Annotated in this window: 24 protein-coding genes; 7 read left to right on the forward strand and 17 right to left on the reverse strand. The window is 39.5% G+C overall.

Annotated elements, in window-relative coordinates:
* Positions 1-11: 11 nt before the first annotated feature.
* From ACE1B6_RS28500 to ACE1B6_RS28530, 7 genes are all read right to left on the reverse strand, one after another.
* On the reverse strand, positions 12-575 hold the full coding sequence (locus ACE1B6_RS28500; protein ID WP_413260686.1) for a hypothetical protein: 564 nt from the start codon (positions 573-575) through the stop codon (positions 12-14).
* A gap of 130 nt (positions 576-705) precedes the next feature.
* Positions 706-903, reverse strand: a complete 198-nt coding sequence (locus ACE1B6_RS28505) for a hypothetical protein (protein WP_413260687.1) — start codon at positions 901-903, stop codon at positions 706-708.
* A gap of 280 nt (positions 904-1,183) precedes the next feature.
* On the reverse strand, positions 1,184-2,308 hold the full coding sequence (locus ACE1B6_RS28510; protein WP_413260688.1) for an ABC transporter permease: 1,125 nt from the start codon (positions 2,306-2,308) through the stop codon (positions 1,184-1,186).
* A gap of 21 nt (positions 2,309-2,329) precedes the next feature.
* Entirely contained in the window at positions 2,330-3,436 is a 1,107-nt protein-coding gene (locus tag ACE1B6_RS28515) for an ABC transporter permease (protein ID WP_413260689.1), read from the reverse strand.
* Positions 3,433-3,891 carry a GNAT family N-acetyltransferase gene (locus ACE1B6_RS28520; protein WP_413260690.1) on the reverse strand — a complete coding sequence of 153 codons (459 nt, stop codon included), beginning with the start codon at positions 3,889-3,891 and terminating at the stop codon, positions 3,433-3,435. Before ACE1B6_RS28520 ends, ACE1B6_RS28515 begins: the two co-directional genes overlap by 4 nt.
* Positions 3,892-3,894: 3 nt before the next feature.
* Entirely contained in the window at positions 3,895-5,850 is a 1,956-nt protein-coding gene (locus tag ACE1B6_RS28525) for an ATP-binding cassette domain-containing protein (protein ID WP_413260691.1), read from the reverse strand.
* Between the two features lie 152 nt (positions 5,851-6,002).
* Complete coding sequence (locus tag ACE1B6_RS28530; RefSeq protein ID WP_413260692.1) at positions 6,003-7,379, reverse strand: HlyD family secretion protein; 1,377 nt, start codon at positions 7,377-7,379, stop codon at positions 6,003-6,005.
* Between the two features lie 228 nt (positions 7,380-7,607).
* Here ACE1B6_RS28530 and ACE1B6_RS28535 point away from each other — a divergent pair, with 228 nt between their 5' ends.
* Both ACE1B6_RS28535 and ACE1B6_RS28540 read left to right on the forward strand, forming a co-directional pair.
* Entirely contained in the window at positions 7,608-8,234 is a 627-nt protein-coding gene (locus tag ACE1B6_RS28535) for a TetR/AcrR family transcriptional regulator (RefSeq protein WP_413260693.1), read from the forward strand.
* Positions 8,235-8,257: 23 nt separating this feature from the next.
* Complete coding sequence (locus tag ACE1B6_RS28540) at positions 8,258-8,707, forward strand: hypothetical protein (protein ID WP_413260694.1); 450 nt, start codon at positions 8,258-8,260, stop codon at positions 8,705-8,707.
* Between the two features lie 196 nt (positions 8,708-8,903).
* Here ACE1B6_RS28540 and crtH read toward each other — a convergent pair whose 3' ends face one another.
* On the reverse strand, positions 8,904-10,433 hold the full coding sequence (gene crtH / locus ACE1B6_RS28545; RefSeq protein ID WP_413260695.1) for a carotenoid isomerase: 1,530 nt from the start codon (positions 10,431-10,433) through the stop codon (positions 8,904-8,906).
* A gap of 363 nt (positions 10,434-10,796) precedes the next feature.
* On the opposite strand from crtH, the gene upp reads away from it, so the two are divergent.
* From upp to ACE1B6_RS28560, 3 genes are all read left to right on the forward strand, one after another.
* Positions 10,797-11,450, forward strand: a complete 654-nt coding sequence (gene upp, locus ACE1B6_RS28550) for a uracil phosphoribosyltransferase (RefSeq protein ID WP_413260696.1) — start codon at positions 10,797-10,799, stop codon at positions 11,448-11,450.
* 337 nt (positions 11,451-11,787) lie between these two features.
* Complete coding sequence (locus tag ACE1B6_RS28555) at positions 11,788-12,165, forward strand: ssl2009 family thylakoid membrane protein (RefSeq protein WP_413260697.1); 378 nt, start codon at positions 11,788-11,790, stop codon at positions 12,163-12,165.
* 142 nt (positions 12,166-12,307) lie between these two features.
* Entirely contained in the window at positions 12,308-12,586 is a 279-nt protein-coding gene (locus ACE1B6_RS28560; protein WP_413260698.1) for a YggT family protein, read from the forward strand.
* 56 nt (positions 12,587-12,642) lie between these two features.
* On the opposite strand, the gene ACE1B6_RS28565 is transcribed toward ACE1B6_RS28560, so the two are convergent.
* Positions 12,643-13,074: a hypothetical protein gene (locus ACE1B6_RS28565; protein ID WP_413260699.1), complete on the reverse strand. Its 432-nt coding sequence runs from the start codon at positions 13,072-13,074 to the stop codon at positions 12,643-12,645.
* 193 nt (positions 13,075-13,267) lie between these two features.
* Here ACE1B6_RS28565 and ACE1B6_RS28570 point away from each other — a divergent pair, with 193 nt between their 5' ends.
* A complete protein-coding gene (locus tag ACE1B6_RS28570) occupies positions 13,268-13,873 on the forward strand; it encodes a hypothetical protein (RefSeq protein WP_413260700.1) in 606 nt (201 codons plus the stop codon).
* A 116-nt stretch (positions 13,874-13,989) separates the two neighbouring features.
* On the opposite strand, the gene ACE1B6_RS28575 is transcribed toward ACE1B6_RS28570, so the two are convergent.
* From ACE1B6_RS28575 to ACE1B6_RS28600, 6 genes are all read right to left on the reverse strand, one after another.
* Positions 13,990-14,850 carry a shikimate dehydrogenase gene (locus ACE1B6_RS28575; protein ID WP_413260701.1) on the reverse strand — a complete coding sequence of 287 codons (861 nt, stop codon included), beginning with the start codon at positions 14,848-14,850 and terminating at the stop codon, positions 13,990-13,992.
* A 38-nt stretch (positions 14,851-14,888) separates the two neighbouring features.
* The gene (locus ACE1B6_RS28580; protein WP_413260702.1) at positions 14,889-15,392 is read right to left on the reverse strand and encodes a hypothetical protein; all 504 of its coding nucleotides are present in this window, start codon (positions 15,390-15,392) and stop codon (positions 14,889-14,891) included.
* Positions 15,385-17,595, reverse strand: coding sequence for a cation:proton antiporter (locus tag ACE1B6_RS28585; RefSeq protein WP_413260703.1), 2,211 nt, complete (start codon positions 17,593-17,595; stop codon positions 15,385-15,387). Before ACE1B6_RS28585 ends, ACE1B6_RS28580 begins: the two co-directional genes overlap by 8 nt.
* A 168-nt stretch (positions 17,596-17,763) precedes the next feature.
* Positions 17,764-18,192 carry a hypothetical protein gene (locus ACE1B6_RS28590; RefSeq protein WP_413260704.1) on the reverse strand — a complete coding sequence of 143 codons (429 nt, stop codon included), beginning with the start codon at positions 18,190-18,192 and terminating at the stop codon, positions 17,764-17,766.
* An 82-nt stretch (positions 18,193-18,274) separates the two neighbouring features.
* Positions 18,275-20,248, reverse strand: coding sequence for an FHA domain-containing protein (locus ACE1B6_RS28595; protein ID WP_413260705.1), 1,974 nt, complete (start codon positions 20,246-20,248; stop codon positions 18,275-18,277).
* 14 nt (positions 20,249-20,262) lie between these two features.
* A complete protein-coding gene (locus tag ACE1B6_RS28600; protein WP_413260706.1) occupies positions 20,263-20,781 on the reverse strand; it encodes an FHA domain-containing protein in 519 nt (172 codons plus the stop codon).
* Positions 20,782-21,149: 368 nt separating this feature from the next.
* Here ACE1B6_RS28600 and metK point away from each other — a divergent pair, with 368 nt between their 5' ends.
* On the forward strand, positions 21,150-22,412 hold the full coding sequence (metK, locus tag ACE1B6_RS28605; RefSeq protein WP_413260707.1) for a methionine adenosyltransferase: 1,263 nt from the start codon (positions 21,150-21,152) through the stop codon (positions 22,410-22,412).
* A 471-nt stretch (positions 22,413-22,883) separates the two neighbouring features.
* On the opposite strand, the gene ACE1B6_RS28610 is transcribed toward metK, so the two are convergent.
* Both ACE1B6_RS28610 and ACE1B6_RS28615 read right to left on the reverse strand, forming a co-directional pair.
* Positions 22,884-23,645: an OmpA family protein gene (locus ACE1B6_RS28610; protein WP_413260708.1), complete on the reverse strand. Its 762-nt coding sequence runs from the start codon at positions 23,643-23,645 to the stop codon at positions 22,884-22,886.
* Between the two features lie 7 nt (positions 23,646-23,652).
* Entirely contained in the window at positions 23,653-24,195 is a 543-nt protein-coding gene (locus ACE1B6_RS28615) for a hypothetical protein (RefSeq protein WP_413260709.1), read from the reverse strand.
* Between the last annotated feature and the right edge of the window lie 137 nt (positions 24,196-24,332).

Raw genomic sequence — 24,332 nt, forward strand, 5'->3', positions numbered from 1 at the left:
ATTGCCATTCCTTAAGGTAGTTTCTTTTGTAAAGAAAGCCATAAGTTAACTTCAGGAAGCAAAACTACCTTACCACTTTCTGCTAACACTGAGATTGGCTGCAAACGATTTTTAATTTTTCTCAATTCTCTTATTTCTTCAATCTGACATTTTTTCCAATTAGTTGCTTTTGTTGTCGCTTCAGAGTAGGACATTTTTAAGCTATCTTTGAACCAATGCAGTATCGAGTTAAGATCGAGAACTGGATGATCGGGAATAGCTCCGAATTTTACTATCATAGCGGCTCGCAACATCATTGAGGAATTGAGTAAAGAATCTCTAGTATCAATATTTGCTGATTTTGCCAATCGATCATATACTTCGATCGCTACTTCTGCCCATTTGATGCTATTGCTTGGAAGATGGCGATCGTCCTCAAGAGCATCAAAACTAGCTGCTTCAGCTAAACCCAACCAGTTAAATTCTTCTGGCGCTGAAGAAGGTTTTAATTCTATGGTTTTTAACCAATTTAGCACTGAGTCAGCATCCTCTTGCAATATTTGATTTAGTTGGATTGCCGATTTTGATTGAGTCATAAATTTTAGCGCGCTCCATAATATTTTACTACGGAATTTGAGCGATCTATATTTCGTTGTCTAAAGGCTTCTATGCCTATTGCTAGACTATCTGGAGTTGGTAGAAAGTGACCGCTATAATTATTGATTTCTAGAAGATAATATTCACCATTGCTACCAACATTTCTGCTTCACCTGCTGCTAAAACTGGCTGACCGCGAGTTAAAATTGTATGAGGTATTTCTTGGCTACCAACAAATTTTGGTATTACTAATAGTTGATTTTCTGTAGTTACTGCCCATTTGATTGTTCCTTCGTTAATTGTATCGTCAAATCCTACTTCTGCCACCTGAAGAGGTTTGATACTTAAGCGATCGCCTAATCTGAGTTCTGCATTTAAGCGATCGGGTAATTGATTAGAGAAAGAGTCTGGGGCAATACTGCTCGGTTAAGAGTAGGGGCGAAGCATTCGGGCGACAATTTATGACTCAAACCCTAGATTTTCTGTCCGAATGCTTCGCCCCTACAAAGGCAAAAAATGCTTAACCGAGAAGTATTGGAGTCTGGGGGAACTTTCCTAGAATACTCGGATGGCACTTGGGTTTAATTTTAATTTATGAATACTTATTTTAACTTAACTGGGAACGGAAGCGATTAATACTAATTGTCAGCAGAAGTACGGCAAAAATTGCTAACATTAATATGTTGGGCCAAAGTACTTCAATTCCCACACCTTTGAGTAATAAACCTCTGGTAATTGTGACAAAATGGCGTAAAGGATTGAACCAGGAAAGAGATTGAAAGAATGTTGGCATACTTTCAATGGGTGCGATCGCTCCTGAAAGCTGAATTACTGGTAAATTAATAAAGAAAGAAATCAAAATTACTTGTTGCTGACTCTTTGCTAAAGTTGCCAACATGATTCCAATTCCAATTCCCACAAATACGTAAAGTCCCGCAAAGGCAAAAAAGAGAATTACATTACCTCTAACTGGTACTTTAAACATAAATTTAGCAATACTTAAAGCTAGTAAAACATCTCCCATTAACAGAACAAAAAGCGGCACAATTTTGGCTAATAAAATTTCCCAAGCATCGGCGGGAGTCATTAATAATTGTTCTAAAGTCCCGGAATCTTTTTCTTTAACTACTGTGGTTGCGGAAACTAAAGTGCTAGTTAAATTTAACACTAATCCCATAACTCCAGGGACAATAAACCAAGTACTTAGTAACCCAGGATTATAGAGAAAAACGCTTTGCGCTTGCACTAATGGCAGTGATTTATTGTCATTCAAACTGCGACTATATTGATTGACAATTTGGTTAATATATCCATTGGCAATTCCGGCGGTGTTTGCGTCAACGCCATCAATCAAAACTTGAATTTCTGCGGGTTTGTTTTGGGATAAATTGCGATCGAAGTCAGGCGGAATTACTAACCCAGCAGTAATTATTCCGGTTCTGACTTGTTGACTTAATTCTGATTGACTGTAAGTATAAATTTTCGGTTGAAAAAGCTCATTTTCGGTAAAAGCTGCAATTAATTCTCTGCTTTCATAAGTGTTAGCATAATCAATAATTCCGATTTTTAAATGTTGCACATCTGGATTAAGAGAAAAACCAAAAACTAAAAGTTGTACCGTTGGCGGAAATAAGAGCAAAAACATTAATTGTTTATTGCGTAAGATTTGGTTAATCTCTTTGATAATTAAAGCGATTAAGGGAGTCTCTAACAACCAATTTATAAAATTCATAATTTCTTACCCCTTGATTAATTAATCTGGTAATTGCATTCTGCTTAAGTTTCGTCTAGCAACATTAAAGAAGAAGAGAAAGATTAAAAACAAAACTATTGGTACATACCAAACACCTAACCAACCCGAACCTCGAACAAAAGCATCTCGACTTAATTCAATGTAATATCTGGCGGGAATCACATTAGAAATTAACGATAAAGGAAAGGGAATATTGCTCAAGGGATAGATAAAACCCGACAGTAATAATGCTGTGGTAAAACCAGCAAAAGCGACTCCTTGAACGGCGGAATTTTGATTGTTTGCTCTCGTACCAATCATTAACCCAAACATGACGCTAGTCATTAAAAAAATTAGAGTTCCAACTAAGAAAGAAGTTGGTTCTGTAACTAAATGAATTTGAAATAAAATCGCACCTAAAATAATGACAAATACTGCTTGAGCAACACCTACTAAAAAGTAAGCTAGTAATTTACCAAGTAGTAGTTCAGCAGCAGTTAAACTGGAAGCATAAACTTGTAAAATTGTGCCTCTTTCTTTTTCTCTTACCATTGCGATCGCAGCTAGCAAAGAAGGAAAAATCCACAAAATTACCCCAAAAACTCCCGGTACAATATACAGTGATTCTTTCCTTCCGGGATTGAACCAAAGACGAGTTCGAGTTACAATATTATTATTAGTTGGTTGCAACTGAGAAGTTCTTAAAAATGCTTGAGTTGTTGCTTTAATACTATTTTGAATTACTCTGGCATTATTGGCATCTGTACCATCAATTAAAACTTGAATTGTACTAGGTTTATTAGCTTTTATTTCTCTGTCAAAGTCAGGGGGAATAATAATTGCTGCTTTGGCAATTCCGCGATCGATCGCACCAGCAGCATTATCGTTCCCTATCCCAGGTGTAGGTGCAAATTTGTTAGTCGCAAATAGCTGTTCTACATAGCTGCGACTTAAGGGAGTCATGCTAAAATCTTGAATAACTATGGGAATATCTCTAGTTTCTAAACGAATGGCATAACCATAGATAAATAGTGTAGCTATTGGTAGTAAAATCGCTAAGGCAAGAGTTAAGCGATCGCGCCGAAACTGTGCTAATTCTTTAATACATTGGGAGATGATTCTTTTCATTTTTCTCTATCAATCCAATTAGTCATTAAATAGCGATCGTGTTCGACAAATCCCGCTTTTTGGTAAATACTTTTTGCTCTGGTATTTTGATGGTTGACTTCCAAATGTACAGCTTTAATTCCTAAATTTTGACAAGTTGTTTTGACAAATTCTAATGTTTGTTTACCAATTCCTTGACTGCGATAAGTTTCCCGAATGTAAAACTCATCAATTAAAGCATCTCTTCCGTGAAATTCCAAGCTATAACCAAAAGTTAGCACTAAATAACCTGCTGGTTCTCGATCGGCATAAATTATCCAAATCCTTGCTAAATTATCGTTAGAAAAAACTTCATCGAAGCATTTGTTTAGCACCTCCACATTATATGTTAAGTGTTCGAGTTGATAGAACTCTTTGGTTAAGGTTAAGAGTAAATTGCGATCGCTATTCGTAGCAGTTTTAAAAGTTACTTCCATAAACTAAACCTTCTGTTGTGCGCGTTGTACTGTTCCAATAAAAGCATCTTCTAAAGAAAAGGGAATTGTTCGTACAGATTTGACATTTATTTCCGAATTTTGTAAAAAGGAACGGATTTCGGGAAGTTCAGTTTTTGGACGATCGAGAACGATGTGAAGGCGATCGCCAAAAATCGAAACTCGCCAAGATTCTAATTCAGTTTTTAGTAAATCAGAAGCAGCTTGAGTTTTGTTAGTAACTAACTCAATTAATTCTCCCGGTTGTTGTGCTTTAATTTCACTTGGCGAACCTTGAATTACCACTTCACCCGCTACCATAAAACCCATTCTATTACATTGTTCTGCTTCTTCCAAATAGTGAGTTGTGACTAAAATTGCCGTTCCTTGACGCGCAAATTCATTAATAAATCGCCAAAATTGTCGCCTTGCTAAAGGATCGACTCCAGAAGTAGGTTCATCCAAAAATAATATATCTGGTTCGTGCATTACGGAAGCGCCAAAAGCAACTCTTTGCTTCCATCCTCCGGGTAATTGTCCGGTAATCAAATTTTCTTGTCCCGCTAAACCACAGGTTTCTAAAACCCAGTCGATTTTTTGTTGGCGCGATCGCCTTGGTACGCCATAAACCCCGCAATAAAATTGTAAATTTTGCAAGATTGATAAGTCATCATAAAGCGTAAACTTCTGACTCATATAACCAATGCGTCGGCGTAATTCCTTACTGCGTAAATTGCTAGTTTGTCCGCCTAAATAAATTTCTCCGTTACTTGCTTCTAACAACCCGCAAAGCATTTTAATTGTCGTCGTTTTCCCCGCACCATTTGCGCCTAACAACCCATAAATTTCTCCATATTTAATTTCTAAAGTTACGCCTTTAACTGCTGCAAAATTTCCGAAAATCTTTTGTAAATTGTAAGCACCGATCGCAATATCGGACTGAGAACGAGAAGTTTTTGATTTAGGAAAAGTCACAAAGGGAGGATCGGAACCTTCTTGACGTAAGCGAGTTACAAAAACATTTTCTAACGTCGCTTCTGCACTTTCAATCGAGTTAATTGCTAAATCATAATGAGCGAAAATTTCCTCAACTTGCGACTTACCCTTAGCAGCATTTTTCACTAAAACATCTAGTCTGTCACCAAAGGTTTGGACATCAGCAATGTTTTGGGAATTGGCGATCGCCTTTAGCAAAACTTTCTCCGCAGTTTGTAAATCATTAGTGCGAACTTCCAAACGTTGTAAACCCAAACTTTCCCTTAACTCATTTAACGTTCCAACTTGATGAATTTCCCCATCATACATTAAAGCAATTCGACTGCATCTTTCCGCTTCATCCAAATAAGGAGTCGCCACAACAATAGTAGTTCCCTCATTAGCTAAAGTCGCCAAAATATCCCAAAATTCTCTTCGGGAAACCGGATCGACACCTGTAGTTGGTTCATCTAAAAGCAAAATTTCCGGTTGCGAAACTAACGCACAACAAAGCGCTAGTTTTTGTTTCATTCCTCCCGAAAGTTGTCCAGCTAGGCGATCGCCAAATTTCTCCAATCCCATTAACCCCAAATACTTAGCACGCCGCTGCATAAATAACTCATTAGGAACCTCTCTTAACCCCGCACTATAGCGAAGATTTTCATCAATACTCAAATCCAAATAAAGAGAAAATTGCTGTGTTAAATAACCAATTCCCAACCTAGCATTGCGAGGAACTTTACCCAAAACCCAAACATCCCCCGCCGACGCTTCCATCACCCCCGCCAAAATATGAAAAGTCGTCGTTTTTCCCGCACCATCGGGCCCAATTAAACCAAAAATTTCTCCCCGCCGAACCGCAAAATTAACCCCTTTAACTGCCGTTAATTTACCATATCTTTTATAAAGTTCTGCCACCTCGATAACCAAATTATTCGAGGGGTTTTGCATTATAAAATCAGCATTTTCAATAATAAACTGACTCATTTTCCCAACTTAAGTTACACTATTAATATTAAATTCTTCGTCTTTCTCTTCGTTTTCTTCGTGTCTTCGTGGTTCAAAAAAAAAGAATTTTTGAACCACGAAGACACGAAGGACACGAAGGAAGAGAAGAAAGAGATTTTTTGTTTTGCTTTTTATTTTAGGTGAGTAGAATTGGTTGAGGATTTTTGTTCGGGGAGGATTTCTGCATCAGCTGGCATTCCTGGTTTAGCGAATCCTTGGGGGTTGTCAAGAGCAAGTTTTACACCAAAAACTTGTTTAACTCGATCGTCTTTAAAATAGATATTTTCTGGCGTGAAAGATGCTTGAGTGTCGATCGCCGCAACACGAGCACTTAAAGCTTGATTTGGTGCTGAATCTAAGAAAACTTTCGCATTTTGTCCCACCCGAACTTCACCAATTTTACCTTCAGGAATAAACCCTCGTAAATAAACAGAATTTGGGTTAAGAACAGTTAATAAAGTTTTGCCAGTTGCTACCACTTCTCCCGGTTCAACGCTGCGAGTAATTACTACTCCGCTAATCGGACTAACTACATTTAAATAAGACATTTGTGCTTGAATTTGCTGTTGTGCTGCTTGAGCATTTTTTACTTCTGCTTCCGCTGCCGCTAATTGTGCTTTGGCAACATTTAATTGTCGGCGTAAAGCATTAACTTGAGCATTGCGAATGTCAGGATTAATACTGGTAGTTTCTGCTTGCAATAATCCACCTTGCGCCGCATTTACTTGCCTTTTCGCCGCATCAACAGCTGCTTTTCTACTAGCTAAAGTTGCCTTACTAGTTTCTAATCCCGCTAAAGCATTTTCATAAGTTGCTTCAGCAGTTTCAAAGGTAGTTTGTGCTCGATCGAATACTTCTTTGGAAAATGCACCTTGTTGGTAAAGTTGTGCATAGCGATCGCGATTTACCCTCGCTAATTTTAACTGTGATTTTGTCTGATTCACCTGCGTTTGTGCCCGAATAACTTCCGCTTGTGCTTGGTTAACCATCGCTTCCGCTTGACTCACTTGCGCCTGTGCAGCTGCTAGATTTGATTGCGCTTGAAAGATTCTTCCTTTAGCATCTCCCATCGCTTGCTGCATACTTAATTGTGCTTCTTGAATTTGGCTATTAATTACCTCAATTTGTGATAAAACTTGCTGTTTTTGTTGTTCCGCTGCCGTAATTCTTGCCGCTGCACCTCTTAATTGTGCTTGAATTTCTGCATCATCCAATCTGACAATTATTTCGCCTTGATTTACGCGATCGCCTTCTCGCACCGTCACAAAACTAATTCTTCCCCCTACCTTTGCACCAATATCTGTCGGATATCCCTCAATTCTTCCACTCAGTTCTAAACCTTTATCCTGCGGACGATTAAAATAATTCCAACTAAAAAAACCAATCCCACCCACTATTAATAAAGCTAGCGGAATTCGCAACAAACCAACTTTAAATTTACGCTCTGATTTGGGTTTTTCTGGCTCATCTGGAACTAACTTATTCGGTCGTGAACTTAATTGTGTCATTATCTTATACCCCCTGATTTTAGTGCTGGGGAATTGCAAAACTTATGAGGCTTTATCAAGCAAAATCGTCAATTCATCTCGCCTACTAATTAAATCAATCTTTGTTAAACTAGACTGTTTAGTATGACTTAATATTTGTTATACTATACCTGGCAATATGCTTGAACAATAATCTTACAAAAATTTACAAAATTTTTTCTAATGTAATAATTTAGACTGAGAAAATCAATGATGGAAAAAAAGGCAACATTAGCAATAAATAGCAAACAAGAACAAATTTTACAGGGAGCAATGAGAATTTTTTTAGATCATGGATACGCTACAACCAGCATGGATCGGATAGCAGCAGAAGCGGGTGTATCTAAGCAAACAATTTACAGTCACTTTCAGGACAAAGAAGGACTTTTTCGAGCATTAATAGAGCGAGTAACAATTCGCCGCTTGCAAGCAGAATATCAATCAGAATCAGAATTATTTCAAGGCGAACCAGTGGTAGTTCTCTCCAAATTGGCAAAAAGTATACTACACAGAATGGACGATCCAGAGTATATTGCTTTTATTAGATTAGTAATTGCTGAATCTGGGCGATTTCCCGAATTAGCGCAGCTTTATAGTAATACCGTCGTGCAATATGGCTATCGCAATTTGATTGCTTACTTTCAGTCTCATCCCGAATTAAACATCCCCGATCCAGAAGCAACCACTCGGATTTTTATGGGAACAATTGTTGGGTTTATGCTATCTCAAGAAATATTGCAAGGAAAACACACCATGCCAATGGAAAACCATCGGTTAATTAAAAGCTTAATTCGTTGTATTTTAGGTGATACTGCTACTCAAGAATTGTCAGATTAGTTAAGTTGCACAAAAGAAAGACTATGCTAACAACTCTCGGCAAAATAACTGTTATTTTGGTAGCGATCGCCGCGATCGCCAACTCCCCCCAAACCACCACCGCCCAAACCAATACCCACAACTTCACCAAACAAACAAAACGCTGCACTCCCCAAACTTGCACCCCCTACAGACTAAATTATGAACGCGCCATTGCCAACGGCATTATTCGCCGCCCTTCAGGAGTAGCAACCGAAAGTGAAGCGATTAAATTAGCCGATGAAGCTATCGCCAAAGGCAACAAAAATGAAGCCGCAATTCGTTTAGCCCAAGCCTTAGTAATTATCTCCGAAAAAACCCCCCAAGGAACTGCAAATGCTCAAGCATTAGAACGATCCTTAGACGAAGATGTAAAAGCAAGACAAAAGCAATCCCTAAGAGCCTATTTACCCCTATTCGGACGCATCTTTCCCGTCAACAAAAATCCCTATTAAAAAGGCAGAAGGCAGAAGGGTAAAAGTTTTGAGTTTTGAGTTAGGGAGACTTGGGGAAGTTTTGAGTTGTAGGGGCGGGTTTAGCAGACAAGTCTGTGTTTACAGCAGAAAAATTAATAACAAAACCCGCCCTTACAGAGTTTTAAATTCTCCTCTCCTCTGCCCCCCTGCCCCCCTGCCCCCCGCCCCTCTGCCCTCAAAGTCCCAAATCTACAGCCACGCGATGAGCACAGGCGAAACCGGAAAAAGCAACTGCATTTAAACCTTGACCTGGGAAAGTACTATCTCCCACACAATACAAACCGGGGATAGCAGTGCGATTAAAAGGCATTCCTAATAATCCCGCTAACTTGCGCCGGGGAATTGGGCCATAAGTGCCATCATCTCGACCTAAAAAGCGGCGATGAGTGCGGGGAGTTCCCACTTCCATAAAATCTAAACCAGCATCTAAACCAGGGAAAATCTTTTCTAAACGTTCAATAATTCTGCCAGCTGCTTCTTCCTTTTTCTCCTCATATTCATTTTCCGAAATTCCCTGCCAATCCTCAAACCAACTCGGTGTAAAAACGTGGAGAATGTGATAACCTTCTGGCGCTAAACTGGGGTCAAGTAATGTGGGAATGGAAACAAAAATTGTTCCTTCTGGTAACTCCATTTTCTGCCAATCTTCCAAAATAATGTGATGGCATTCCGTACCCAAAGGTAAAACATCTGCGGCTACCCCCAAGTGTAAACTTAAAAAACTGGGAGATTTTTTATAACGATGTTGCCATTTTTTCTCACTTGGGGGCATTTCCTCCGCAGGTAATAATTGCTCAAAAGTATCCCAGCGAGTAGCGTTAGAAATAATCCGTTTGGCGCGATATTCTTCCCCTGTGGCTAATTTTACGCCTACAGCCCTGCCATCTTCGGTAATCACCTTGGTTACTCTGGCTTTGTACTTAATTTCACCGCCAGCTTTTTCTAAACCTTCTACCAGTTTTAAGGCAATTTGACCAACTCCACCTTTGGGATAATTGATGCCACCGTAATGGCGATCGGAAAACACCATCCCAGCATTAATCATCGGTGTCATTTCCGCCGGAACAACTGACCAGCAGTAACATTCAATATCGAGAAACTTTAGTAAAGTAGGATCTGTAATGTACTTGCGAGCAACATCGCCAGCATTCAAGGGTAAGTACTTCACCAACCCCAAACAAGCCATTGGATGCTGGAAAAACACTCGCGTTAAATACCTGGGTTCTTCCAGTGAAAGCAAGTCCATTGCATTGAGACAATTAAATACTTTCCAACACTCGTCATAAAACTGACGAATACCGTGCTGTTCTTGCGGAAAATACTCTATTAGTTCTTGCAAAAATTTCTCATAATCGCGATGTACTCTAATATTTAAACCCTCTGGTAAGTGGTAATGAATCTGTACGGGATCGGGAATTGTTTCTAAGCTGACATTAACTGCTTGCAAAGCGCGAGTCAGGAGATTGGTAGTCCCTTTGTTGCCAAAGCCAAAAATCATTGATGCTCCCACATCAAATCTGTAGCCATCTCGTTCAAAGTAACCAGCACTACCGCCAGGAATCAGGTAACGTTCCAGCACTAGCACTTGAGCGCCCTTAGCCGCTAGCTGAGTTGCTGTCACCAACCCACCAATACCAGAGCCAATTACGATCGCATCCAACTCGAGCAAATTATCATTCGCCGCCAAATTTAGGGATTTTTTCACCGAAGGCATGGGGTAAGTAAGAAAGAAACCTATTTTATTGACGTATTAGAGTCTAACGTTATCAGTCTATCCCTGCTAGAAAAAAAAATACGGACTCTATCTGCTACCGCTGACCGAGCCCGTCTGCCGTACCTCAAAGAGGAGAACACGAGAGAGGAGAACACTTAAACATTAATATAGGGTTATTGAAAAATAATGTCAATACTATTAGGAAAAATTTGCAATAAGTTCCAGTAGTGGCGATCGCAAACAGATACAGCAATGTAGCAGCAAACAGCTTATGATGAGTCAGGGTTGAGCAACAGCCTCTTTCCAGCCAGGGAGGAAAATCCCCAAAACTAAGGTATTAAATGCAAAATTACTATGACTTTCCAGTTGCGAGTTTATGTACCGCCCCATCCTTTAATTAAACATTGGCTAGGTGTTGCCCGGAGTCAGACTACCCCGACTCCCTTATTTCGCAGCGCCATGACCGAATTAGGACGCTGGCTAACTTACGAAGCAGCACGAGAATGGTTGCCGACAATGGAAACCACAGTGGAGACACCGTTAGCTGAGTGTCCGGCTACTTTCGTTAACCCAGAGGTTCCTGTAGCAGTAGTGCCAATTTTACGCGCAGGTTTGGCACTGTTGGAAGGGGCGCAAAGTGTGTTACCTTTAGCCTCGGTTTATCACCTGGGCTTAGTGCGAGATGAGAAAACTTTAGAACCAAGTTGTTATTTGAATAGATTGCCAGCCCAGTTTAAAGAACAAACTAGGATACTAATTAGCGAGCCAATGTTAGCTACTGGTGGCTCAATTATGGCAACAATGGCAGAATTAACGGCTCGTGGTGCCGATCCCAGCTTGATCAGAATTATTTCTATAGTGGCGGCTCCTCCAGCCTTACAAAAACTCAGCGTTGCTTATCCAGCATTGAATATCTACACTGCCACCATCGATGAAGTAGTAAACGAACATGGTTTTATTGTGCCTGGTTTAGGGGACGCAGGCGATCGCACCTTTGGAACTGAGTGAGCTCTCGGAGCAGGGGTTAGAGGTGCAGAGGTGCAGAGGTGCAGAGGTGCGGGGGTGCAGAGGTGCGGGGGTGCAGAGGTGCAGAGGTGCAGAGGTGCGGGGGTGCAGAGGTGCAGAGGTGCGGGGGTGCAGAGGTGCAGAGGTGCAGAGGTGCAGAGGTGCGGGGGGAGTTTTTCCCCAACCCCCAACCCCCAACCCCCAACCCCGCCCAGTCCCTAGTCCCTAGTCCCCAATCACCAGTTCCCCTGCTAGGCATTTGTCATCAGCAACAGGTAAGCTGAAGACAGTTGTATTTTGTTAGCGATCGAAAATCTAAAATCGGAAATCTAAAATTGATATGAGTCAGCGAGATGGTTTTGCAGCAGGGTTTCTGGCAGGGTCTTTAGTTGGTGGTGTAGTTGGTGGTGTATTCGGAGCTTTGTTAGCTTCTCGAATCAGTAACCAAGCATCCGAAACAGAAGCATCAATATTAAATGCTAATCAATCAGAAACTAAAACTGAGAAAAGTAAAAAGCGTCAAATGGAAGCCGCTTCCGAACCGCGAATTGAAATGGCTAGGCGCAGCTTAGAGGATAAAATTGCTCAATTGAATCAGACAATAGATGAAGTTCGACTTTCTTTGGGCAATGTGAATGGAAATGTTACTTCCGAAAGAGGGGAACGTACTGGCGAAACTGATTCCCCATCAGGATCTATGCTGAGAGATAATTCCTGAATATGTTTCTTGGCTTTAAGATCCAAATTAGAGATATCTATGCGGCAACTATTGATTTAACTGGTGCGGAATGAGCCAATATCGGTTAAATTAAATTCAACCGCAGATAATCTTGTAAATTTAGCGAAAAACCAGAATAATTATGAGTCCAGTTGCTCTGCTGATAACTACACTTGCCACCTTTCTCAATATTTACATGGTGCTGTTGATTATTCGGTTCCTCTTGAGTTGGTTTCCGAATATCAATTTCTACGATCCACCTCTTTCCATTCTCAGCCAACTTACCGATCCTTACATCAATTTCTTTCGTTCATTTATTCCGCCGATCGGAGGAATTGACTTTATTTCTCCCACTTTGGCAATCCTAGCTTTACAGTTGGCAGCTAACTTGCTGACTGGCTTGGGATCGCAATTGTACTAAATTGTTGCTTAGAGCGTGTTCTCAATCTGCAAAAGCACGCTCTTACGCCTTGAAATTTAACGCCTGACTTTGCCAGTAAAACCTGTGGCTTTGAACTGTTCTAACTGTAATGGTGTCGGTTGATTAGCAGCTACGGAAATTCTAAATTCAAAGTCGCTGACTCCTGGGGGTACTTCTTCAATCAGCCCAACCCGGTTACGATTTTCCATAACGGAATTGCCGCTAGCGTCGTAAATTCGACCAAAAACATCGGCATTATAGACGTATTTACCGGAAGTATTATTGGCTTTGCCAGTAATCAGAAAGCAGTTAGCTGCCATTACTGAACCACTAGTAACGGCTCCTTCTGCCATTTCTGGCGGACAATCTTTGTATGAGATGTCAGTTAGCTTAATATGTGTTAGGGCTAGTACTGGTGGAGTAATTCCCCAACTTAAAATCACGATTAGGCAAGAGACTAGAAAAAGTTTTACGGCTGGAAACCTCATAAAATATCCCGCGAGCTATCTAAACTTCAGCATATATCTAATTGTGAACAAACTAGTTAAGTAAAATTCTGGAAAAGTTTTGCAATAATTAAAAAAATCATCCCTGATGTGCGCTGCCACAGGAGAACTGCCACACAATATCAACTATTTTAAGTTTTGTGTGGAATTTAGTCCTATTTCCTAATAGTATGCTATGTCGAAGGCTGAGATCGAAGCTGCTTTAAAAGCTGCATTTGACCAGTGTATTGCTGCTAACTGTCCTTTAACTGAGGTGCAGAAACAAATTTTGCTGGAAGTAGCTCAAAGGCTTTCTAGCAGTGCTGAGGAAACTGCAAACTCAGAGGGAACAAATCCCTTGGATGAGTTGACTGTTGAGGAACGTTTAGCTTTGCTGGATTTTGTGCAGGAACAGGAAAGTTTAAATCAACCTTGGAAGGTTCAGTTATTAAATGATTGGTTGAATAATACTGATTCTGGTTCGGTTCAGTTCATTCGCGATCGCTACGGTTTGCAATGGTTAAATTCGGTGCAACCTGCACATTTAGCCGAGTATTTTCAGCGTTTGTCAGCTGAGTTAAAGCTGAAAGCTGGCGATCGCATTGAAGTATCAAATGGTTTGTGGGAATGGGTGCAAGAAGAGGGTCCTTGTAGCCAAATGTGGGTTCCTTGCACGGTAATTAGTGTTGCAGAAAGGGAGAATGATTATAGTAGTTGTATCATTCGTTTTGACAACGGTAGTGAATACGAAATTCAAGGAATTTATGATTGGAATCGTTATAACTGGCGTTGGCCTTCTTAGGGGCGGAGGGGCGGAGGGGCAGAGGGGCGGAGGGGCAGAGGGGCGGAGGGGCAGAGGGGCAGAGGGGCAGAGGGGCGGAGGGGCAGAGGGGCAGAGGGGAGATAAATATTTGTCCTTTATATTCTTAAATATTGTCTTAAAGATTGGCGCATTTCTCCTACTGGAGGTTGTTGTTTTAGCCAAATTTTTAATGCTGCTGCGCCTTGTTGAACTAGCATTTCTAAACCGTCGATCGCTTCTACACCTTGTTCTTTAGCGATTTGCAGAAATTTGGTAGGATTGGGGGTGTAGATTAGGTCGTAGGCGATCGCATCTTTTGGCAATTTTTCCATCAATTCTACACTTACAGGAGTTTCATTAACGTGAGGATACATTCCCACTGGGGTAGTATTTACTAATAAGTTTGATTCGCCGATCAAATCGGGTAATTGTTCCCAATGATAAACGCTGAGATTAACTGCTAATTGGGAATTTTGCCAACTATTTTGAAAAGCTTTTAACTTCTGCAAATCTCTACCTACAACTTGGATTTTGGCACAGTTTAATTGAGCGCAACCTGCAACTACTGCTCTCGCTGCGCCGCCACAACCTAAGATTAATGCTGTAGTTTGATGCCAATTTTGCTTGTAATTTTTTAAAGGTGAAAGAAAACCTTCTACATCAGTATTTGTGCCATTCCATCCTGTTTTGGTGCGCCAAACTGTGTTAACTGCGCCGATTTCTTTGGCGATTGGTGATACTTCTGTTAATAGTGGAATGATTGCTTGTTTGTGGGGAATTGTGACACTAAAACCTGTTAAATCAATAGCAGCAAAACCGGATATTGCTGTCGATAAATCTTCTGGTTTTATGGGGAAAGGGAGATAAACGTAGTCTAATTGTAATTTTGCGATCGCGGCATTGTGCATCACTGGGGAAAGGGAATGCTCAATAGGATCGCCAATAACGCCTAATAGTTTGGTTTTACCTGTAATCACTGATTGCTAAACTGAATGAATTACTATTTTTTGTCTGGTTAATGTATTGTCTGTTTGTCTGACTTTTGAGTTGTTTCTTTAACTGCTGTAAATTTAACTTTTTCGGGAAATGAAGTCAAGCTAATTTCACCTTGCAGCGTTTTACTTTTAATCATACCGCGAATTTTTACTAATTGTTTCTGGCATCGATCTATTTGATTTACTTTGCCTGACAAATTGAGAGGTTTTTCACTACTTTTCTGCCATTTACCGAATAAAGAAGGTCTTTTTTCTGTTAGTCCTGATAATTGTTGATTACTATTTCTTGCTAACAAAGTACCATTTAAATAAATACCTGATTGTTGAATAGATAATAACAAATTTTTTGCTTTTAGGCATCCCGGTAGATTATTGCTGTCAATAAATAAATAATTACCATCAATTTCGGGAGAAGCTTGAATATAATTTGCGGCTAAGATATTAACAGCTTTAAATAAAATTAGCGTAAAACTAATTGCGCCAACGTAAAATGTCAAAATTTTAGGTTTTAGAATTTTATTCATCTTCAGTATTTCCTCCAAATTGATCTTGATTAGTATCATTATTAGAATTATTGAGCAAAGTAGCGAGGTGAGAAGTCACTTGACTATATCGACGAGTAATTAATAATGAAGAATCACATTCCACAGCTAGTAAATCAGTGTAACGTCCTAATGTTTGACGTTCAATTCCCCAAGCGCGACTAGTACCAGCAATAGTTAAGTCAATATTTTTAGATGCTTCTACTACTGCTTCCATTGGTTCTGGTGCGGTAGTAATTTGGATATCAATGCGATCGCGTATATGCTTCGGCAAACGTTCTAATAATGTGCGAAGTTCGTAATTTAAATCAGTTTTATGTAATCCATTTTGAAGTACTCTGAGAATAGTTAAACAACAAGTGTCACGATTAAAAAGTAATCTTAAGGCAATTTCCAAGGCTAAATCATCATGGATATTTGCGGAATATGGTACTAATAAAGTTTCTAATTTCTGCTTTCTGCGATCGACAAATATAGCTACATCTGTCGGTACATTGCTGAGCATTTGTCCAACTCTTCCACCTAAACGGTTACTACTAAAAGCTGGACGATGCCAGCCTACTAAAGTTAAATCTGTGCGATCTAATTTAGCAATTTCTGAAGTTTCTCTAGTCACATCATGAGAAATTCTAATAATTGGATGTACTAATTGACGAATTTCTGGAGGTTCCAAAGTTTGGATTATAGCTTCTAGGCGATCGCGACGTTCTTTAATTAATCTCTCTGCTTCTGCGGGAGTACTTTGATACAAGTAAGTTTCTTCTAATTCAATTAAACTTAAGGGATGAACTACAGTTGTTTCTAACCTAACTCCAGCTATTGCTACCGCTAATTGTAATAAACTTTTTTGAGTATTAGGATTAGCAATAGGAGTGAGAATTCGATAAGTAGGAGCGTGATAAACAGGGGAGATAACTTCTGCTGATTCCTCTTTTTCATTAATAGCTTCTAAAACATCCAACTGAATTAATCGCTTGGGATATGTCCATTCCAACAAAGGCGAAGTCATGAATGTTGTTACCAGTGCCATAATTACTAACATAGTAAACAACAAAGGCGAAATTACACCTAAACTCAAACCAATATTCAAGACGATTAACTCAGTTAAACCACGGGTGTTCATTAACCAACCGAGTGCCAAAGCTTCCCTTTTTTCAATTCCAGAAAATCTGGCAGCTAAGTAAGTTCCCACATATTTTCCTATGATTGCTACTCCCACAACTGTGGCACAGATTAACCATAATTCTGGTCGATTAAGTAAACCAATCTGGGTTTTTAAGCCACTATAAGCAAAGAATATTGGCAATAAAAATATTAAGACAAAATCCTCGGTTTTCTCGGCTAATTCTCTTACTAAACCGGGATTTTTGGGCATAATTGCCCCTAGTAAAAATGCCCCAAAAATCAAGTGAATTCCAATTAATTCTGTAATTAAAGCTGAGGTGACAACCCCTATATAAATTCCGGCTAATACTAACTGTGTTAATTTACCATTTCGTTTATAAAAAGATGCAAGTCTTGTCAGGAACCAACGTCCGAAAGTTACCATTAAAGCAATGTAAATTATAGACTCAATAATTGTCGGAATAGCACCAACTATGCTGTTAGTTCGAGTGACTGCGATCGCTAAAGCTAACAAACACCAAGCTGTTAAATCATCCACAGCTGCACAAGTTAAAGCTAAAGTTCCTAACCTAGTTCCTTGCAAGTTATTTTCTGTAATAATTCTTGCCAATACCGGAAAAGCCGTTACTGACATTGCTGAACCTAAAAATAAAGCAAAAGCCGTAAAAGATACCGTAGAATTTGATAGTAAAGGATAAAGTAAAAGCGCCAGCAAACTTGCCAAAGAAAAAGTCAATAAAATACTAAAATTTGAAGTGAAAACTGCTGTCTCTATATTACCTTTCAAGTATTTTGGATCTAATTCTAATCCAATCAAAAACATGAAAAATATTAGTCCCACTTGCGATAACACATTTAAAAAAGGGACTGTCTCCGCCGGAAATAAAGTGGCGGCTAATTCAGGAGCAATTAACCCAAATAAAGAAGGGCCTAACATAATTCCAGCTACAATTTCCCCAATTACCAAAGGTTGTTGTAGCCAGCGAAACACCAAACCTACAAGTCGGGAAAGCCCAATGATAATTAGAATTTGAATTAGTACTAAAACGACTGTCTGCATAATTTCCTCAAAGACAGTTTTAACTTAGCGTAGCTTAACGCTAAACTTGTACTTAGCAAGTTTACACTACATTTACTCAGCCGTTTGTATCATACCAAAATAAATTTGTTTACTTCTAGAAAACTTTATTAAATTACAGTCCTCGTCCAGCTACTCCAATTTAATACTTTATAACCACTGACCACCGCGAAACCGCCAGCGAGGAAAGATAATTCGCATTATCGTTTGAGATGCTAAATAAACACCTAGCCAAACTAAACTATAGTGACGGATAAACAAGTTTAAATCTAGATTTTCAATTCCCGGTAAAGGTAATTGCAACAATTTAATAATTATTATTAAGAAAATTGCCTCCCAAATTCCTGCTAGTAATTGAAATATTCCTGACCAATCTCGATCCCAGCGAAATTGTTGCAGATAATTATAAAATATATCCCAAAAAATGCCAAGAATGGCAATATATCCCAATACCCAAAAATAAACAGAACTAGAATTTGGGCTAGTAATTCCGAGTGCAAAAGGTAAAGTGATTAATACACCGACTGTTGCCAATAATAATAACCGAGTTTGCCATCTACCAAAAAGAGTGGGAGTCATTTAATTTTAGGTTTTGGATTTGGGTTTTTAGATTCTTTCTTAACTTTAAATTGGAATTTCTATCTGCGATTAGAAAAACAGATTAAGGAGACTGATTAACTGCCCATTTTAACCATTGAATCAAAGAAGTAATTGGGTTGAGTTTATGTAGTTCTGGGGCTTTTGCTGCGGCTAAACTGTCAACAGCGCAAAGGGCGGCATATTGTAATCCTAAAAAGCTATCAACTGCGGCGTAAGAATTGCCTAAAGTTATCGCACCAATAGCATATATTTTACCACGTTGATTTCGCATTTCTCCTATTTCAAAATCATTAGTAACTGCTAGTCTACCATTATCAAGTAATGGCAGTTTATATTGAGTTACTAAGTCATTTAATAAAGGGCTGGCTATGACTTGGGCATCTAATCCTGTCGCATCAATAATGAAGTCTGCTTCCAGGCGAATTTGTCCTTTTAATCCTTGTTCTTGAATGTAAGTAACGGTACGATTGTGGGCATCTGGTTCTACTTTTTCTACTGTACCAAATGTTATTTGATACCAGCCTTCTTTTAAGCCTTGATTAATGATGCGTTTCCAATCTTTCCGATCGGCTGTCGTAGTCCCTCCCCATTGTTGCAATAACTCTTTTCTTTCCTGAGAATTAGCTTTTTCTAACATTTCTTTTAAGTCGCCACCCCAACAAGCTTTAGGCCAATTAAATGGTTGAAATTCAAAATGATTTTCTACTTGACGTTGAGCGAAACCAAATTTGTTTCCTTGGGGTTTGGGCGATCGCATTAAATGTAAAATCGAAATTAACTTATTCTGTTCTCTCGCTTCATACAGCCTTTGAATAATCCGCGAAGCTACAATTCCCCGACCGCGAATTAAAACTGTACCACCGTTGTTTTCCAGAAATTCGTAAACATGATGATGGTCTTCATAAGCATTAACTACTGATTTAAAATCCTTAGTTTGTTGACGGTAAGCTTGTAAATCTGGTAAGAATTGTATGGCGGGATAACCTGTAGCTAAATGAATAAATTTGCTGATTAAAAAAGCCCGATCGGGGGGTGCTGTGCTGGAACGACGGCGCGAATAGGCGATCGCATAACGCCCATCAGTAGTTTGGCGAATTGCTCTCACACTACCATTACGAAATATTTTATCCCAACCTATTCTTTCGGCTTCGCGATCGATCGAATCAAAGACATTTTGCGATCGAGGCGTGTAAGTTTCCGCAAAACTTGGTTCCGCAAAAACTTGCCACAAATAACCCAAACTATCACCCACTTTTCCCTTAATTAAATCATGCCAAGCTTCCCTTAAAGCATAACTCGGCCAACCCCAAATATTATCAGGACAAGAATCAGAATTAGACCGCAATCTTTCGTGAGGCGGAATTTGCGAATTCAAGCACAAACGCTGATAGCGTGCATAAGGTTTTTCCTCCAAACCTAAAGCCACAATTTGATGAGATTTTACTCCACAAATTCGCAATAAATCCACCCAAATAAAGCTTCCCAAACCTGCCCCAATTGCTGTATAATCAACTTCATCAACCGCGTTACCAGTGGCATATAAATCTTGAATATTTACTTGCGGTTGTTGAAAGAAATTTGGCGGAAAACTTTGTCCTGAAGAAACAGGAGGAGTCACAATTAATGATTCTGGTAAATCCGTATCTGGATTAAAATTAATTGTGGCTGGAATCGGGGAAACTGCTGGGGGTGGAATCGTCGCCAAAGAAACGGTAATTTGATAATCAGCTATTTGGAGAATGTCGCCATTAGCTAAAAGCGATCGCGCCTGACGTTGCCCATTAACTAAAGTACCATTAACCGTATTTTGATCGATAACTACTAACCCATTTGCTTCCAGATCGATTAAAGCATGAAAGCGAGAAATGCCCAAAGTATTTAACACAATGCGCGACACCCGCAAACCTTTAATTTCGGCTGGCATTTGGGCAAATTCTCTTCCTAAAGCAACCGGAATATTTAACAAAGGTTCTCGTAGTTCTCCGGTAACGGGATCTTGCCAACTCAGCCGAATTTTTAGAGGTTGAGGATTCATAATTGCGGGAAAAATTAATGAGTGTTCGGAGTAATTAAAACGCTAGAAGCTGCTGCTAAAGAAGTACCGCACCAAGGACAACCTAAGTCTAACTGTTCAAAGGGAGAAATGCGATCGCACTTCGGACATTTTAAACCGTAAACTTGATTTACTGGAGTGGAATTAGGTGGCATCAAAATAGTTGGCGGAACACTACTACCAACCAAAGTTACAGACACCACTTTAATTTCAGTTTGTCCCAAACAAATAGTGCTACCTTCAACTAAAGTCATTTCCCCTTGAATCAAATTTTTACCATTCACTACTGGAGGATTACTTTGGCGCAAGTTTCGTACTTGAAAACAATAACAGTTTTGGTTAAAAAATATCTCTACGTGCAAGCCAGAAACAGTAGGATGAGTTAATACAATATCACATTTGAGAGGATCGCGACCTAACCGAACTGTACCCGGATTTTTACTAACTTGTTGGTCATGAATAACCACTTTTCTCAGTTGTGCTGCTTCTTGCCATTCAAGAGTAATTTCGTTCATCACTCAGTTCTCGCTTAATTTTAAATATATACAGGAAACTACTTCAAGTTATCAGGCTAAAATTTCCTGAATAGGAGCTAATATAGCGATCGATTGGTGTTACTTACTCCAATTTCACATAGTATCGCGTTGGTGTAGCCTGTGTTTGCCCGATTTCTCTCGCACTCAGAGCAAAAGAAGTGTCTGATGGCAGGAGTAAGATTTTAAATTACGATTAATCCTCAGCAAAATCATATCAATTACTCAATTAAGCAAATCTTGTTTCTACTTAAGGGTATAAATCTTGTTATGATGGCTGGTTACAGTGGTTGAATTCAGCCCAGATAGTTTAGTTATTACAAACCCACAAACTCAAGGAGGAGCTACCTTTGACTCGTCGCTACCTATTCACCTCCGAATCTGTCACCGAAGGTCATCCTGATAAAATTTGCGATCAAATTTCTGATTCTATTTTAGATACGCTACTCGCAGAAGACCCCTATAGCCGTGTAGCCGCAGAAGTTGTAGTAAATACAGGCTTAGTGCTAATTACCGGAGAAATTACTACCAAAGCGCACGTTAATTACGTCGATGTCGTCCGCAAAAAAATTGGCGAAATTGGTTACACTGATTCCGAAAACGGCTTTGCAGCCCACAGTTGCACCGTATTGGTAGCTTTAGATGAACAATCCCCCGACATCGCCCAAGGTGTGAACACCGCCCATGAAACTCGCCAACAAAGTGACTCTGACGCTTTCGATGCCATTGGTGCCGGAGATCAGGGAATCATGTTCGGTTTTGCTTGCAACGAAACCCCTGAGTTAATGCCCTTGCCGATTAGTTTAGCCCACCGAATTGCCCGCAGACTAGCCGCAGTTCGCAAAACCGGAGAGTTGACTTATCTGCGTCCAGATGGCAAAACTCAAGTAACTGTCGCTTACGAAGACGGAAAACCCGTAGGAATTGATACTATCCTGGTTTCTACTCAGCATACTGCTACTATTGGTGATATTACTGACGAAAGTGCAGTGCAAGCCAAAATCAAAGCAGACCTTTGGGAAGCAGTTGTTCTCCCAGTTTTCGCTGACATCGATGTGAAACCAGATGCAGAAACTCGCTTTTTAGTCAATCCCACAGGCAAATTTGTCATCGGTGGCCCCCAAGGTGATTCCGGCTTAACTGGTCGGAAAATTATTGTGGACACCTACGGCGGTTACTCTCGTCACGGTGGCGGTGCTTTTTCTGGTAAAGACCCCACCAAAGTAGACCGTAGCGCCGCTTATGCTTGCCGTTATGTGGCGAAAAATATTGTCGCTGCTGGGTTGGCGGAGAAGTGCGAAGTACAGCTTAGTTATGCGATCGGTGTAGCCCGTCCTGTAAGTATGATGATCGATACTTTCGGAACTGGCAAGGTAGACGATGACACTTTACTAAATTTAGTCAAAGAAAACTTTGAACTACGTCCAGCTGGAATTATCGCCGCCTTTAATTTACGCAATTTACCCGCAGAAAGAAACGGTCGTTTCTATCAAGATGTCGCCGCTTATGGACATTTAGGACGCACAGATTTAGATTTGCCTTGGGAAAAAACCGATAAAGCAGCTTTGTTGCAACAAGCACTCAAGCAAGAACTTTCTGTTCCTGTAAGTTAAACCAGAAAAGCGATAATATCATATCCGCTTGATTACCTATATTGTAGAGACGTTATATATAACGTCTCTACAAGCTTTTAGATTAATAATGCTATTTACAAACTTATTATGGTACAAAATATTTCAGCCAAAGATATTAGCCTAGAAGAATTAGAAAGACTAAGCTGTTACGCATTTAAAAGTCATATTGTAGGGTGCGTCAGATTTAGATATTTTCCTTTCTACATAGGCTTTACCGTCTGACGCACCCTACTCGTTAATAAGTGATTTAAATGCGTAACAGCTTATTCAACCTTCAATTAGTTGAAGATGAAGGAGTAATCGTTAAAGGCAATCTTGATACTTTAGTTCTCAAAGATCAAATTTGGCTGATGATAATTGAATCGAAACGAGTCACTTATTTAATTAGGGTTTTTAGAACGCAGATGAACGCAGATGTTTTTGTAGGTCTTTGGTGGGGGTTTTTAGGCTTTAAGTTTTGATTATTACTTCTACTCGTCGATTTTTTTGTCTACCTTCGGGATTATCTGAACCATCGGATTTACTATTAGGTGCAATGGGTTGAGTTTCGCCAAGTCCTTTAGTTTGGAGTCGCTTTGCTGGTACTTTAAACACATTAATAAAATAGTACTTGACTGCTGCGGCTCTGAGTCGAGAAAGTTTTTCGTTGTAAGCGTCATCGCCTTTGCTATCTGTATATCCGTTAATTAAAATTTCTGATTTGCCGTAGTAAGTTAAAAGTTGATTTAGCTTGGTTAGGGTGGGTTTTGCTGTGGCGCGAACGTGATATTTGTCAAAGTCAAATAAGATATGTTCGGGAAGGTTAATTTTAATTCCTAATTTGGTTTTTTCGGCTTTTAATTCAGTCATCGTTTTTTCCACTGTCGCCGCTGTAATTTTTGTCGGTGGTGGTGTTTCAACTTCGACTTTAGTCGCGGGAGTCGGGGAAGTTTCAACTTTTACATTTGTATTAGTCGTTGGTTCAACTTCTAATTTAGTTTCGGGAACGGTTTGAGTTTCTGTTTGTAACTGAGTAGTAGGAGTAGTTTGATTTGCTGTTTCTACACTTGTTGAAGTCAGAGATACAACTTCTAATTGGGAAACGGGAATTGGTATTATTTCTAATGTGGTAACTTTGGGATATGTATTATTGCGACGAAAGTCCAAATAGGAAAAACCCACCACAGCAAATAAGGCAAACAGCAAGTTTAACTGTCTAATTAGCTTGGTCATTTTTCTGTTACCTTTGAATTAATAGATTACTGAAATTTATGTAAGGAAAATTTTTTAAACGAGAATAACTAGGTAAACTAGAATTTGTGGCAATACTTAGGTTAGTAGCTTGCGGTGAAATTCTACCAACGAAAACAAATTGTCCTTTCAGAGTTGTTCCTGGTTGAATTTGGATTTTAGGATTATCTGATGGAACCATTAAACGGTATTGATTGGTGTTATATGAGGTATCGTCTCTTAAGATAAAGTCATCTTTGGCATTCAACTGAATAGCTTCCTGACTAACATTAGTAAATGCCATAGTGACAACAATGCTGTCATCAGTAAAGGCAATTTGAGTTAATCTTGCTACAATTTGTGGATCGTTTACTTGCAAATCATAAGTTTGAGTTGGTGGTAAGGAAGTTTTAGAAGTTGGTGCAGAAGTGCTAGCAGAGGTTTGAGAAATGGGTGTTGTAGAGGTAGAAGGTTGCTGTGTGAGTGGGTTGGATTGACAGGCGATACACAGTAGGGATATTGAGGTTAATATTGGTAGGATAGTAGCTTTCATAATGTGGCTCTATTTTGCTTTTCTGGTTAATTTTATAACTATCGATCGCACTAAAGATTCCTGAAAAATACGGAAATTGCTGAGGTTTTCAATACTGAGATTACAGAGAATTTATCTAAAAAAATGACGATCGCATT

The organism is Floridaenema fluviatile BLCC-F154 (assembly GCF_041929135.1).
GTDB lineage: Bacteria > Cyanobacteriota > Cyanobacteriia > Cyanobacteriales > Aerosakkonemataceae > Floridanema > Floridanema fluviatile.

Bases quoted from the DNA above. Each gene is read 5' to 3' on its own strand.
- ACE1B6_RS28500 (WP_413260686.1), bottom strand. From the start codon at position 575: ATGACTCAATCAAAATCGGCAATCCAACTAAATCAAATATTGCAAGAG.
- ACE1B6_RS28510 (WP_413260688.1), bottom strand. From the start codon at position 2,308: ATGAATTTTATAAATTGGTTGTTAGAGACTCCCTTAATCGCTTTAATT.
- ACE1B6_RS28515 (WP_413260689.1), bottom strand. From the start codon at position 3,436: ATGAAAAGAATCATCTCCCAATGTATTAAAGAATTAGCACAGTTTCGG.
- ACE1B6_RS28520 (WP_413260690.1), bottom strand. From the start codon at position 3,891: ATGGAAGTAACTTTTAAAACTGCTACGAATAGCGATCGCAATTTACTC.
- ACE1B6_RS28525 (WP_413260691.1), bottom strand. From the start codon at position 5,850: ATGAGTCAGTTTATTATTGAAAATGCTGATTTTATAATGCAAAACCCC.
- ACE1B6_RS28530 (WP_413260692.1), bottom strand. From the start codon at position 7,379: ATGACACAATTAAGTTCACGACCGAATAAGTTAGTTCCAGATGAGCCA.
- ACE1B6_RS28535 (WP_413260693.1), top strand. From the start codon at position 7,608: ATGATGGAAAAAAAGGCAACATTAGCAATAAATAGCAAACAAGAACAA.
- ACE1B6_RS28540 (WP_413260694.1), top strand. From the start codon at position 8,258: ATGCTAACAACTCTCGGCAAAATAACTGTTATTTTGGTAGCGATCGCC.
- upp (WP_413260696.1), top strand. From the start codon at position 10,797: ATGACTTTCCAGTTGCGAGTTTATGTACCGCCCCATCCTTTAATTAAA.
- ACE1B6_RS28555 (WP_413260697.1), top strand. From the start codon at position 11,788: ATGAGTCAGCGAGATGGTTTTGCAGCAGGGTTTCTGGCAGGGTCTTTA.
- ACE1B6_RS28560 (WP_413260698.1), top strand. From the start codon at position 12,308: ATGAGTCCAGTTGCTCTGCTGATAACTACACTTGCCACCTTTCTCAAT.
- ACE1B6_RS28565 (WP_413260699.1), bottom strand. From the start codon at position 13,074: ATGAGGTTTCCAGCCGTAAAACTTTTTCTAGTCTCTTGCCTAATCGTG.
- ACE1B6_RS28570 (WP_413260700.1), top strand. From the start codon at position 13,268: ATGTCGAAGGCTGAGATCGAAGCTGCTTTAAAAGCTGCATTTGACCAG.
- ACE1B6_RS28580 (WP_413260702.1), bottom strand. From the start codon at position 15,392: ATGAATAAAATTCTAAAACCTAAAATTTTGACATTTTACGTTGGCGCA.
- ACE1B6_RS28585 (WP_413260703.1), bottom strand. From the start codon at position 17,595: ATGCAGACAGTCGTTTTAGTACTAATTCAAATTCTAATTATCATTGGG.
- ACE1B6_RS28590 (WP_413260704.1), bottom strand. From the start codon at position 18,192: ATGACTCCCACTCTTTTTGGTAGATGGCAAACTCGGTTATTATTATTG.
- ACE1B6_RS28595 (WP_413260705.1), bottom strand. From the start codon at position 20,248: ATGAATCCTCAACCTCTAAAAATTCGGCTGAGTTGGCAAGATCCCGTT.
- ACE1B6_RS28600 (WP_413260706.1), bottom strand. From the start codon at position 20,781: ATGAACGAAATTACTCTTGAATGGCAAGAAGCAGCACAACTGAGAAAA.
- ACE1B6_RS28610 (WP_413260708.1), bottom strand. From the start codon at position 23,645: ATGACCAAGCTAATTAGACAGTTAAACTTGCTGTTTGCCTTATTTGCT.
- ACE1B6_RS28615 (WP_413260709.1), bottom strand. From the start codon at position 24,195: ATGAAAGCTACTATCCTACCAATATTAACCTCAATATCCCTACTGTGT.